8 protein-coding genes and 2 pseudogenes are annotated in these 14,054 nt (G+C 45.3%); 4 read left to right on the top strand and 6 right to left on the bottom strand.

The window, feature by feature from the left end; all coding sequences use genetic code 11:
• Positions 1–102: 102 nt before the first annotated feature.
• A complete protein-coding gene (locus E5355_RS02330) occupies positions 103–549 on the top strand; it encodes a MarR family winged helix-turn-helix transcriptional regulator (protein WP_005830183.1) in 447 nt (148 codons plus the stop codon).
• Positions 550–740: 191 nt separating this feature from the next.
• Positions 741–917: a hypothetical protein gene (locus E5355_RS19305; RefSeq protein ID WP_168354259.1), complete on the top strand. Its 177-nt coding sequence runs from the start codon at positions 741–743 to the stop codon at positions 915–917.
• A gap of 91 nt (positions 918–1,008) precedes the next feature.
• Here the strand turns inward: E5355_RS19305 and E5355_RS02335 are convergent, their stop codons facing one another.
• From E5355_RS02335 to E5355_RS02345, 3 genes are all read right to left on the bottom strand, one after another.
• Entirely contained in the window at positions 1,009–1,710 is a 702-nt protein-coding gene (locus E5355_RS02335) for a response regulator transcription factor (protein ID WP_005830176.1), read from the bottom strand.
• A 1-nt stretch (position 1,711) separates the two neighbouring features.
• Positions 1,712–3,259, bottom strand: a complete 1,548-nt coding sequence (locus E5355_RS02340; RefSeq protein WP_136009022.1) for a sensor histidine kinase — start codon at positions 3,257–3,259, stop codon at positions 1,712–1,714.
• Positions 3,260–3,559: 300 nt separating this feature from the next.
• Entirely contained in the window at positions 3,560–5,716 is a 2,157-nt protein-coding gene (locus E5355_RS02345) for an elongation factor G (RefSeq protein ID WP_136009023.1), read from the bottom strand.
• Positions 5,717–6,028: 312 nt separating this feature from the next.
• Here E5355_RS02345 and E5355_RS02350 point away from each other — a divergent pair, with 312 nt between their 5' ends.
• The gene (locus tag E5355_RS02350) at positions 6,029–9,349 is read left to right on the top strand and encodes a beta-galactosidase (RefSeq protein WP_136009024.1); all 3,321 of its coding nucleotides are present in this window, start codon (positions 6,029–6,031) and stop codon (positions 9,347–9,349) included.
• 317 nt (positions 9,350–9,666) lie between these two features.
• Here the strand turns inward: E5355_RS02350 and E5355_RS02355 are convergent, their stop codons facing one another.
• The 3 genes and pseudogenes from E5355_RS02355 to E5355_RS02365 form a co-directional block, all read right to left on the bottom strand.
• A complete protein-coding gene (locus E5355_RS02355; RefSeq protein ID WP_136009025.1) occupies positions 9,667–11,283 on the bottom strand; it encodes a glycoside hydrolase family protein in 1,617 nt (538 codons plus the stop codon).
• A 58-nt stretch (positions 11,284–11,341) separates the two neighbouring features.
• Positions 11,342–11,667 (bottom strand): annotated as a pseudogene (locus E5355_RS02360) (zinc-binding dehydrogenase); the annotation flags it as partial.
• 103 nt (positions 11,668–11,770) lie between these two features.
• Positions 11,771–12,703, bottom strand: coding sequence for an aldo/keto reductase (locus tag E5355_RS02365; protein WP_136009026.1), 933 nt, complete (start codon positions 12,701–12,703; stop codon positions 11,771–11,773).
• 183 nt (positions 12,704–12,886) lie between these two features.
• Here E5355_RS02365 and E5355_RS02370 point away from each other — a divergent pair.
• Positions 12,887–13,919: pseudogene (locus tag E5355_RS02370) on the top strand (LacI family DNA-binding transcriptional regulator).
• Positions 13,920–14,054: the final 135 nt, after the last annotated feature.

Raw genomic sequence — 14,054 nt, forward strand, 5'->3', positions numbered from 1 at the left:
ATTTTATTTTGAACTACAAACATTTAATGTTTTTTTGTGTAGGGATATAGGAATTGTCTTTAGCTTGCCTTATCTTTGCAAAGTTGTTTAAACAATAATTTCATGATAGAGCAATTCAACTTTGATATCCGCCTTATCTTTGCCATACTGAACGGCAAGGTGTCGGCTGCCATTAATCGCAAACTGTCCCGCAACTTCCGTCAAAACGGTCTGGAGATTACTCCGGAACAGTGGACTGTCCTCATTTTCTTATGGGAAAAGGACGGGGTGACGCAACAAGAGTTGTGTAATGCAACTTTCAAAGACAAACCCAGCATGACGCGCCTCATCGACAACATGGAGCGACAACATCTTGTTGTACGCATATCGGATAAAAAAGACCGCCGCACCAATCTGATACACCTGACCAAAGATGGCAAAGAACTGGAAGAACGTGCGCGCGTCATTGCCAACCAAACCCTCAAAGAAGCCTTGAAAGGCATCACCATCGAAGAGCTCAGTGTGAGCCAGGAGGTACTGAGGAAGATTTTTTTCAATACCAAGGATTAAATTAAGAAATAAGGGTTAGGGATTAAGGGAAGGGAAAATAGGACTTGAATGCTTCATTTTTTATTCCTCATTCTTCATTCTTTATTAAAATATGGATTTTTTGCAAAAATAATTTCGCTTGTTAAAGAATTATGCTTTTCTTTGTGACAAGAATACGAAAGAATATAATAATCTAATTAAAATACACACACATGAAAGGCTTATTAAAAAATCTGGGATTGATATTAGTCGTAATAGGAGCTGTAATCTTGGTTGCATGTTCTTTTACCGGAAATGTTAACAACAACACCATCTTAGGCAGTTCTGCCGTTTTGGTTGTAGTGGGATTGATTTCCTACATTGTCATCAACAAAAGAATAGCCGACTGATATCAAAAGGAAAAAAATAAAGAAGGCGGTTAGCATATAATGCAGACCGCCTTTTTTATTGTCTCTCTCCTCCTAGAGAAGCAGAGTCTCGTCAAGACTCAGCTTCCGGAGTAATCAGTTTATATCCCTTTCCGTGAATATTGATGATTTCAATCGAATCATCCTCTTTCAGGTGCTTACGCAACTTCGTAATATATACATCCATACTGCGTGCATTGAAATAGTTATCGTCAATCCAGATAGTCTTCAACGCAAAGTCACGCTGTAAGATTTCGTTGGCATGCGCACAAAGCAAACCCAGTAGTTCGGATTCTTTGGTGGTCAGTTTGGTCTGCTTCTCGGCGGTCGCCAGAATCTGTTTCTGCGTGTCGAATGTAAACTTACCAATTTTATAGATATTGCTTTCCTTGTTCTTCTTTCCGCGAACGCGTCTCAAGATAGCTTCAATTCTGAAAGTCAGCTCTTCCATACTGAAAGGCTTTGTAATGTAGTCATCGGCACCAATCTTGAAGCCTTCCAGAATATCCTCCTTCAACGTCTTTGCCGTCAAGAAGATAATGGGGATTTCAGCGTTGGCCGCACGCACTTCCTGTGCCAGTGTGAATCCGTCTTTTTTCGGCATCATCACATCAAACACACACAAGTCATATTTATTCTTCAAGAAAGCCTTGTAGCCTGCTTCTCCATCGGGATATAACTCGGCAGCATAGCCTTTTGCCTGTAAATATTCTCTTAAAAGCATGCCAAGATTTTCATCATCTTCGCACAATAAAATACGCAGTTTCTCGTCCATATCAATCAATTTTTAATAAAGGTAATGCAATAATAAATTTAGTTCCTACGTTCAGTTCACTTTCCGCCCGGATGATTCCCTTATGATCCATAATAATTTTCTTCACATAAGCCAATCCTAAGCCGAAGCCCTTCACATCGTGCAGATTACCTGTATGCACACGATAGAACTTCTCAAATATCTTTTTCAAATTCTCCTTCTTGATACCGATACCGTTATCCTGAATCGAAATCATCAGTTTGCCCGACTCATTCCAAGTCTTTACCGTCAATTGCAAATCCGTATCCGGGCGTTTATACTTCACTGCATTATCCATGAGGTTGAAAATCACATTGGTGATATGCATCTCATCGGCAAAGATTACGGGATTCGTAGCTTTAAGCTCCGACTCAATCTTTCCATTATAACGCTCCACTTTCAGCGTAAAGGTATTGATGACACCTGTTATCAATTCGTTTGCATCCAGTTCTTTCATCTTCAAAGTGGCCTTCTGCCGATCGAACATTGACATCTGAAGCACTTTCTCAACCTGAAATCTCAAACGCTTCGTTTCATCGTTGATGACACCCGATATATGCTGGAACATAGTCGGAGATTTACCCACAGCCGGGTCTTTCAACATCTGCGCTGCCAGAGAAATAGTCGATATCGGCGTCTTGAACTCGTGCGTCATATTGTTGATGAAATCATTCTTCATCTCCGTCAGCTTCTTCTGGCGGAACACGATGTAAATCGTAAAGATGAACGTCACCAACAGTACAAAAGTAAATATCATCGACGGTATCATAAACCTGACCGAATCGAAGATATAATCCTTCTTTCCGGGAAAGTGTATCTTGACGATACTCATACGGGCAGGCGGATCATTCAAAAACAATGGCTGCGAATAAGAGCTTTCACTCCCAACATCGCTATAATCCGAACAACGGTATACTTCTCTGCCCTCCCGGTCTATCACCTTGAAGTGATAATCCATATCACCAAGACCATTCTCTATCAAACCTGCTTTAAGATACTGGTCCAAACTTTTGAAATTAACACGTTCCTCAATCGGCTTGTCGCTGGCATTGTATACCATCTGCAACACTACCTCGTCCACCAACGCACGCTGATAAAGATAGCGGTTTTTAAGCATCTCTATCTGCGAGCGTGAAGTCTGAGGAATGGTTCTTGCCCCATGCTTGCGTGAAATCATCGCTCTTGGCAATGCAGAAGGCTCGTTGCTGAAAGTCTTCAATTCCACCGAAGAACGGACACTGCCGTCCGGAGCCGTCATCACAAACCGCTGGGTCCGCATCACCCCGCTACTGCCTTGCGACTGTTCCCACGCCTTCTTTTCCGCTTCGGTAATATCCTCATTCAGCCAACGCACAACCTCTGCAGACTCTGCCTGTTTCGAAGCAGCCATCAACGCGCGCTTCACCGATTCTTCAAATTGTCCGTTACGCATCTTTACCATTTCCTCAATATAGCCTATCTGCAGATACAGCAAACTGAGAAAGGAAAGCCCCATAACGATACCTAATATCCATATAGTTGACTTTTTCATAGTCACAAAATTAACACTCCCTAATTAACATTCCTAACCAATTAACCTGATTTAACCGGATGTTCTCGTAAATTAACCGAAGACCATTTTTTAGGTGGTATTATGAACATTATAACAAAAACACAACTCTTTGGTTTGCAAATTTAATAAAAAATTAATCATTCAATTCACAATTCCACATGTTCTTAATCTACATTAATGAAAAAAGCCGTCATTACTTGCCATGAAGTAATAACGGCTTTAACAAATGTTATATTAGCAGCCGGTAGTTACAACAACAAAACTACCAACCACCAAGAATCATTCTTCAGCTTGCTTGGCCTCAAATTCCTTGATCAGCTTATCTTGTACATCACTCGGAACGAGTTCATAGCTGGCAAACTTCATGATGAACGAAGCACGTCCGCCAGTCAGCGAACTAAGTGCCGTAGAGTAAGATGACATTTCCTTCAAAGGCACCTTGGCGCTCAGTTTCTCGTAACCTGCCTCACTGCTCATACCCATAATCATGGCACGGCGTCCCTGTAAGTCACCCATCACGTCACCCATCTTGTCCGACGGAACGAATACCTCCACGTCATAAATGGGTTCCAGAATCTTCGGACCTGCATTCTTGAATGCTTCGCTAAACGCATTTCGTCCTGCCAGCATGAAAGAAATTTCATTGGAATCCACCGGGTGCATCTTTCCATCATATACGATGACGCGTACATCGCGGGCATACGAACCTGTCAACGGTCCCTGCTCCATACGCGACATGATACCTTTCAGGATAGCCGGCATGAAGCGTGCATCAATGGAGCCCCCCACGATACTGTTGACAAACACCAGCTTGCCACCCCATTCCAATGACACTTCTTCGGTACCCTTGACATTCATCTTGAACTCCTGCCCATTAAACTTATAGGTTTCGGGCATCGGCATACCTTCATAGTAAGGCTCAACAATCAGATGAACTTCACCGAACTGGCCTGCACCGCCCGACTGTTTTTTATGGCGATAATCCGCACGCGCAGCTTTCGTAATCGTTTCACGATATGGTATTCTCGGTTCTTCAAACTTGACTTGCAGCTTCTCGTTGTTTTCCAGACGCCACTTCAAGGTACGCAAGTGGAATTCACCCTGTCCATGTACAATAGTCTGACGCAGTTCCTTAGACTGGTCTATCACCCATGTCGGGTCTTCCTCGCGCATACGGTTCAAAGCAACCATCATCTTTTCCGTATCCGACTCGTTCAACGGTTTGATGGCACGTGAATATTTTGAGTTCGGGTATTTAATGAAGTTGAAACGGCTTTCAGAACCCTTTCCATTCAAAGTATTACCGGTATGCACGTCCTTCAGCTTCACCGTACAGCCGATGTCACCGGCTACCATTTCCTCTACCTTGATGCGGTTTGCACCGGCACAAGCATAAATCTGGGCGATACGCTCCTTGGAACCACGGTCTGCATTGGTAAAGTCATCACCTTCGTGCACCTTGCCACTCATCACCTTGAAGTACTGAACATCACCGATATGCGGTTCAACGGCAGTCTTGAAGAAATACAGGGAAGTCGGTCCGTTGGAATCCGGTTGCACCACTTCACCGCGTGTATTATGCACCGGCGGCATTTCGTCCACAAACGGTACCACATTACCCAAGAATTCCATCAGACGGCGTACGCCCATATCCTTGCCGGCGCAGACACAGAATACCGGGAACATACCGCGTGAAGCCAATCCCTTGCGGATACCTTCGCGCATTTCATCTTCGGTCAAAGAATCCTGCTCAAAGAATTTCTCCATAAGGCCTTCGTCATGTTCGGCAGCAGCCTCCACCAATGCCTTGTGCAGTTCTGTCGCCTTCTCCATTTCTTCGGCAGGAATATCTTCGATAGTGGGAGCACCGCCATCGGGTCCCCACGAATATTTTTTCATCAAAAGTACATCAATCAACGAATTGAAACTCGGTCCGGTAGCCAAAGGATATTGCACCGGCACAACCTTCGGGCCGTATATGGATTGCAACTGCTCAAGCACCATGTCATAATCGCACTTCTCATTATCGAGCTGGTTTACCAGGAAGATGACCGGTTTACCCAGTTTCTCTGTGTAACGGAAATGGTTCTGCGTACCTACCTCGGGACCGTATTGCCCGTTCAGCAGCAGAATGGCAGTATCAGTAACGTTGAGTGCCGTCATGGCAGCTCCTACAAAGTCATCACTACCCGGACAGTCGATGATATTCAGTTTCTTGCCGTTCCACTCCACATGGAAAACGGTGGAAAACACAGAATAGCCGTATTCCTGTTCCACCGGGAAGTAATCGCTGACTGTATTCTTGGCAGTAATTCTGCCGCGACGTTTTATAATACCACTCTCAAAGAGCAGCGCTTCCGTGAGAGTGGTTTTACCCGAGCCGTCATTGCCAAGGAGGGCAATGTTCTTAATTTCATTCGTCTGATATACTTTCATGATATATTAAGATTTTAAGTGAATAACCTGACATACGATGATGCCGTTAACTTTTGTGAGGCGCAAATTAGGCATTAATTAAAAGAAAAACAACAGAGGGAAGCATGTTATAAAACACAATACCCCCTACCTATAACTTAAGAAACAAATACAAACTCAATAAAAAAGACAGAAAAACATCACAAAAAGGAGAGATTAGAACTATAATCTCTCCTTTTTGACATATTTACCTACCTTCCATTTCTCAACTTTCGCATATCTTTGCCGCAAACATAAAAATGATTTATTAATTATCTAATACCAAATTCTTAAATGAAAAAGAAAATTATTTGGAGTTTTGCATTATTGGTCTGCCTTTGCTGCCTGCCATCTGCAAAAACAAAAGCACAAACGAAAAGTGCCGCAATCATACCCGGGGATATCTGGAAGGACACGGACGGCAATCCCATCAACGCTCATGGCGGCGGCCTTCTTTATCATGAAGGAACCTACTATTGGTACGGTGAATACAAAAAAGGGGAAACTATCCTGCCCGAATGGGCCACATGGGAATGCTACCGCACCGACGTAACCGGTGTAAGCTGCTACTCTTCAAAAGACCTGCTGAACTGGAAGTTCGAAGGTATCGTACTACCTGCAGTGAAAGACGACGAGAAACACGACCTACACCCCAGTAAGGTGCTGGAACGTCCTAAAGTGATTTACAACGAAAAGACAAAGAAATTCGTCATGTGGGCACATGTGGAAAGCGCCGACTATAGTAAGGCGTGTGCCGGTGTAGCGGTCAGCGATTCTCCTACCGGGACATTCACCTATGTAGGTAGTTTCCGTCCCAACGGTGCGATGAGCCGCGACCAGACAGTGTTTGTTGATGATAACGGCAAGGCATATCAGTTCTACTCTTCGGAAAACAACGCCACCTTATATATAAGCGAGCTGACGGACGACTACCTGAAACCCAGCGGCCGCTATACACGCAACTTCGTAAAGCAAAGCCGCGAAGCACCGGCTGTATTCAAATACAACGGCAAGTACTATATGCTCTCTTCCGGTTGCACCGGCTGGGACCCCAATGTGGCCGAATTGGCAGTGGCAGACTCCATCATGGGGCAATGGACTATCATCGGCAATCCGTGTACCGGTCTTGATGCAGACAAGACCTTCTACGCGCAAAGCACCTACGTACAGCAAGTCTATGGAAAAGGAAACGCCTACATCGCCATGTTCGACCGTTGGAAGAAGAAAGATCTTGAGGATTCACGCTACGTATGGCTCCCGCTTGAATTCAGCAAAGACGGAACAATCACGATACCCTGGCGCGACAGTTGGAACCCGCATACCCAATGGGAAGGACAAGGTGACTTCTCAGCCGGAAAGGGTACTTTCCTGCTGAACGGCAAACCGTTTGTCATCAAAGCCGCAGAACTGCACTATCCACGTATCCCCAAAGCCTATTGGGACCAACGCATCAAGCTATGCAAGGCACTGGGCATGAACACTATCTGCCTTTATGTATTCTGGAACTCCCACGAGTCTCAGCCGGGAGTGTTCGACTTCAGCGGACAAAATGACCTGGCAGAGTTCTGCCGCCTATGCCAGCAAAATAACATGTATGTCATCCTGCGTCCGGGACCGTACGTCTGCGCCGAATGGGAAATGGGAGGACTGCCCTGGTGGTTGCTCAAGAAGAAGGACATACGCCTGCGCGAATCCGACCCCTACTTCATGGAACGTGTAGATATCTTTGAAAAAGCCGTTGCCGGGCAGGTAGCCGGTATGACCATACAGAACGGAGGTCCCATCATCATGGTACAAGTAGAAAACGAATACGGCTCCTATGGGGAGGACAAAGGTTACGTATCGCAAATCCGCGACATTGTACGCGCCAATTACCCCGGCGTAGCACTGTTCCAATGCGACTGGGCGTCCAACTTCACCAAGAACGGACTCCACGACCTAGCATGGACCATGAACTTCGGTACGGGAGCCAACATCGACCAACAGTTTGCACCGCTGAAGAAGCTCCGTCCCGACAGCCCGCTGATGTGCTCCGAGTTCTGGAGCGGCTGGTTCGACAAGTGGGGAGCCAACCACGAAACCCGTCTGGCTGCCGACATGATTGCCGGTATTGACGAAATGTTATCCAAAGGCATCTCCTTCAGCCTCTACATGACCCACGGAGGAACCAACTGGGGACACTGGGCAGGAGCAAACTCGCCGGGATTCGCCCCCGACGTTACCTCTTATGACTACGATGCCCCTATCAGTGAATCTGGACAGACCACTCCCAAATACTGGGAATTACGGAAAACATTATCCAAATACATGGATGGTGAGAAGCAGACTAAAGTTCCAGCTTTAATCAAGCCCATACGCATTCCAGCTTTCCAATTTACTGAAATGGCTCCTTTGTTCGACAACCTTCCTGCTGCCAAGAAAGACCGCAACATCCGCACCATGGAGGAATATGACCAGGGATTCGGAAGCATCCTCTACCGTACCACATTGCCCGAAATGAAAATCCCGTCCTTGCTTACCGTAAACGATGTGCACGACTACGCCCAAGTTTTCCTGGACGGCAAATACATCGGCAAACTGGACCGACGCAACGGTGAAAAGCAACTGGAATTCCCCGCCTGCCCCAAAGGTGCACGCCTCGACATTCTGGTAGAAGCCATGGGCCGCATCAACTTTGGACGTGCCATCAAGGACTTCAAGGGTATCACCCAAAGCGTAGAACTTACCGTAAATATCGACGGCCGTCCTTTTACCTGTAACCTGAAAGATTGGGAAGTCTATAATCTCAAAGATACATACGATTTTTATAAGAACATGAAGTTCCAGCCCATTGGCTCACTGAAAGATGAATCAGGACAACGCATTCCGGGTTGCTACCGTGCCACCTTCAAGGTGAACAAGCCCAGCGACACATTCCTTAACTTCGAGACTTGGGGCAAAGGATTTGTCTATGTCAACGGACACGCCATGGGACGCATTTGGGAAATCGGCCCACAACAGACCCTCTACATCCCGGGATGCTGGTTGAAGCAAGGCGAGAATGAAGTGATTGTCTTCGACATCATCGGTCCCAAAGAAGCCAAGTCCGAAGGTCTGAGCGAACCATTGCTAGACCAATTACTTGTCACCAAATCGCTGACACACCGAAATGAGGGCGAAAACCTTGACTTGTCCGGTGAGCAGCCCGTTCTCTCCGGCAGCTTCAATCCCGGCAACGGCTGGCAGGAACGCAAATTTGCCCAGCCCGTCACCGGACGCTATATCTGCCTGGAAGCCTTGAACTCACAAGACGGAAAAGACTTGGCTTGTATCGCCGAAATGTATCTGCTGGATGAGAATGGAGAACGTTTGTCACGAGAGCCCTGGATTGTCAACTATGCCGACAGCGAAGACGTATCCCACGTCAACTGTTCTGCTGACAAGCTCTTCGACCTCCAGGAATCAACCTACTGGAGCACAACAAAAGGTACTCCATACTCACATGCAGTTGTGATTGATTTGGGCAGCACCCGTACACTGACCGGCATACAGTATCTTCCCAGAATGGAGAGCGAAGTACCGGGTGGAATCAAAGACTTCAAAGTCTACGTAAAGACACAAAGCTTCAAATATTGATTTCGATTATATTATAAAGCAGAACTCCTGCCATGAATCATATCTTGTAAAAAAGTAAGATGAGGTATCTCATATTCATCACATCTTCCCGGAATCCGGAAATATCCCGGGAAGATGTGAATATAGCGTCCCGAATGAGCAAATGAATGTATTCGAAAGGATATTGCAGAGACATGAAGTGCCGTCCCGCAAGTCACGGTTCGGCACACTATATCATGTGATGGAGTACGAGAATCAGCCCTGTTGATAATAAGTAAGTATCAGTTCATGCACAATCTTGAAGATTATATGCACACCGTCCCAACATGGGCAATCTTTTACTCAAAAACATTCTTTTCCACTTCTACTCCATCTTGCAGAAAGACCACTTCATATCCGGACTTTTCATCAAAAGAAGCTGATGCAGGCTTTAACGACAAATTTACGGTTTCATAAGGCTGTAATGCACCTGCTTGCACTCGCCCTAAACAGTTTCTGCCAGATCTCACCTCAACTTCAACAGCCTTAGACGCTGACAAACCAAAATTCTGTACCTCCAGTCGTAACTCTCCTTTTCCTTTGTCGTACACAGGACGCCGGGCAGAAAGTAAAGCTAGTTGGTAGTCTACATAAGGCAGACGTGCATAACCATAAAGCATATTACCTGCCTTATCTTTACCTATCATCTTCGGAGCAAACTCTTCAGCGGTAATTCCGCTTCCTTTGCCGGAGAAAACAACAATCAAATCTTTGCCTGAGACACATGTCTTCAAAGGTTTGCAGCCTCGCCCGAAGTTCACCTCCTTATAAGAGCCAAAACGCAGCGACTGTACATCCACTTCGGTTTGAGGATTAAATCCCTCTTCCTCAGCAATTCTCACTTTTATGGTACGCGTAGAGGAAGTCACCTCTTTCTCATTCAAGACAGAAAGTAACATACCTTTGTTCAGCGGAATACAGATATTCTTGGAACTGTGCCTATCACCGGGCAAATCTTCCCATTTTATTGTATCTATAACAGCAAAGTTCATCTGAGTCGCCCGTCCGTGTTCATCTTGGAAAACTTTAGGACGTTCGTACTTAAACCAAGATTCCACCTCACCGTCTTTGTGAAAAGAAATACCCGGCACATAAGCCTCGCCCGGTTCAATAATCCAATGAACCCCGTCTTTTGAACGCTGATAGAAAGCTATTCGTCCCAACCAATCGTTCACTATCAAATGATACTGAAGGTCATCCCGCCATACCACCGGGTCTTCAAACCGACCTTCCACAGGAGGATAAACCCTTTTATCCGTCAACTGGTAATAAGTAGAAAGACCATCTTTACTAATCCAAACGCCTCCTCCACGACACACCGCCAAGTAGGAACCATCCTGCCTGTGGGCAAAGGTAAGGTTTGAAAGCCCTTCTATAATCTTGCGGTCACGCGCATCAAAATCAAACTGTCCGTATGTCCAAACAGAACTGTCTTCTTTATCAGCTATATAGTAGCCGTCTATCACATAAACCACTACACGTCCGTCTTCCAGCCGGAAGGCTTCGGGATTGTGTCCCTTGCCCACCGAATTGCGTATTTTAAAGGGACCGGTAGAATTATCACTCACAGCATGATAAACCGTCGAGCTGGGCCAGAACATGTGTCCTCTGGGAGATTCCTCCGGCCAGCCGCATACATACAGATGATATTTGCCATCGGCACTCTGCAAGATATTCCCTCCCCAAAAGGATGTTCCGGGAAGTTCAATTCCATTATCCACGTAGCGGTTCAGCACACTGTCTGCTCCCCAGATGCCCTGAGCTGAAACACCTTCAGGCATAGGTTGAAACCGGTCCATAAAACGTCCGCCCTTTACCAATTGCTTCCATTCGGCAGGACGTTCACGTTCCGTTATCTGCGCACAAAGCGATACGGACAAAAGGCTTGCCCCAATCAATGTCAATAGTTTCTTCATTTTACACATTTATTTGAAGTTCAACAATTTAAATACAGATACAATAATTTATCATTTTCTATAACTCAAACAATATCCGAAATACCTTTCCCGGATTTGCCGCCAACTCCCTCATGACATCCAACACCTTTTCAGGCTCTACAAATCTGCCGGCAACTCATTCCGTGAGCCACGAGTATCCTGTTCTTTCTGTACAAATAGCTTTGTTTGAAACGTAACCTCACTCTTAACATATCCTATGCAGACCATACGTCCCGCAAATCCGACTTCATCCGCTGCCATCACATATGTTACAGAACTGCCTACAGCCTCAATCACAACATCAGCACCCGATTCCCGGATGAATTCCAACATCTGCTGATAATTGCTCCGGCAGGAATAATTTTGTTCCAAAGTGCGAACAGGCAAGCCATCCACCATCGTATCTTGCCGCAACAACAAATAGGCATGCGCATCTATGATTGTATAATCCATAGCCAGCCCTTTCTTATGAATTTGCCCAGCTCACACGTCGCTGGTCACCAACAATATCCTGCACCTCGTGTACCAACTGCCAATCAATCGGTTCCTCAATAAAAGCAACATTGCTTTTTACATTCTGAGGATTTGCCGTACTGAATAATGTAGTAGCTATACGCGGATTGCTCACGGAGAACTGCATAGCCAGTTTTTCTATCGGATAATTCTTCGCCCTGCAATGCAGCATCGCCTTGCGGCATGCTTCTACCAGCAGAGCCGGAGCAGGATGCCATGCCGGAACACCCCGTTCGGTCAGCAAACCCATAGAAAGCGGAGAGGCATTGATACCCCCTATCCCTTTGGACTCGAAATAATCAAGGAAATCCACCAACTTATCGTCGCATAAGCAGTAATGGCAGAAGTTCAGAACAGACTCCACCGTCCCCTCCGGTGTATGATCTATTACCCATTTCAGATTTTCCAGTTGCAGGTCTGTGATTCCGACATGACCCACCACTCCTTTCTCACGCAGTTCCACCAAGGCAGGCAGGGTTTCACTGACCACCTGATTTAAATCGGCAAATTCAATGTCATGTACATTGATTAAATCAATGAAATCAATATGCAATCTTTCCATACTTTCATAGACACTTTCTACAACACGTTTGGCAGAATAGTCCCACGTATTCATCCCATCCTTTCCATAACGTCTCACCTTGGTGGAAAGATAATAGCTGTTACGGAGAATATCCTTCAAAGCCTTTCCCAAAATGATTTCAGCTTTGTAATGACCATAATAAGGAGAGACATCTATAAAATTCATCCCTGACTCAATAGCAATAAACACCGACTCAATACCTTCTTTTTCTTTAATATCATGAAAAACCCCTCCCAAAGAAGAAGCTCCGAAACTGAGTGACGACACTTTCATTCCGGTTTTTCCAATTTCATGGTATTGCATATTTCTAAAATTTAAGTTGTTTTTCCGTATACCGCAAAAGTAAGACGAAAACAACCTTGCCGGAAGACATAATAATCAAAAAAAACACGCAACGGTTTACGTAAAAAAAACGGGCAGTGCGTTCTGTCGTTAAAAGGAAATATAGTTTCTTTGCAAGTGAATCATAGAAACGCCTGACTGACCATGATAAAACCAAAGCCTATCTCACTGAAGGATATTGCCGAAGTACTGGGAGTATCCGTACCTACTGTATCCAGAGCCTTAAAAAACAGTCCTGAAATCAGCCTTGAGCTTTGCGCAAAAGCCCAAAAACTAGCAAAAGAAATGAACTATCGTCCCAACCCGTTCGCACTAAGCTTGCGGAAAAACGCACCACGCACTATCGGCGTGATAGTACCAGACATCGTAACCCATTTCTTCGCCTCCATTCTGAACGGCATAGAGAACACAGCCATTGCAAACGGATACTTCATCATCATCACAACCTCGCATGAGTCATACGAATATGAGAAAAGGAACATCCAGAACCTAGTAAACATGCGGGTGGAAGGAATCATTGCCTGCCTATCCCAGGAGACAACAGACTATTCCCATTTTTCTGCCTTGAAAGACATCAACATGCCACTCATACTGTTCGACCGTGTCTGCCTCACGGAACAATTTTCTTCAGTAGTGGCAGATGGAGCCTACTCCGCACTCATGGCCACCCAACATTTGCTGGACAATGGCAGCAGACGGGTGGCATTCATAGGAGGAGCCAACCATCTGGATATTGTAAAAAAAAAGAAAGCATGGTTATCTGGAGACATTACGCAACAACCGCATTCCCATTGAAAAGGAACTTGTCGTATGCAGAAAAATAGATTTTGAAGAAGGAAAAATTGCCACGGAAACACTGCTTTCACTCCCCAATCCTCCCGATGCGATTTTGGCCATGAACGACACACTGGCTTTTGCAGCCATGGAAGTCATCAAGAGCCACGGGCTGCGTATTCCGGAAGACATCGCCATTATAGGATATACGGACGAACAACATGCCAACTATGTAGAACCGAAACTGTCTGCCATATCCCATCAAACATACAAAATGGGGGAAAGCGCCTGCCTACTTCTGATAGAACAGATAAAGGGCGAAAAGACAGTCAAGCAAGTGATTCTACCTACACACCTGCAGATAAGAGAAAGCAGTATTAAAACAACTTGTTCTTCTAAATGACTTTCTCTTTAAGCATTGCCCAATAACTCTTCGACAATCCTTTATGAAGTAAAAGAACAATTCCGCATCCTTACGTAATGGTTTACGTGAAAAAACAAATCAGCCATACATATATTTAGTAGAAAAGGCATTTTC

Origin of the sequence: Bacteroides muris (ex Afrizal et al. 2022) (assembly GCF_004793475.1) — a bacterium.
Classification (GTDB): domain Bacteria; phylum Bacteroidota; class Bacteroidia; order Bacteroidales; family Bacteroidaceae; genus Bacteroides; species Bacteroides muris.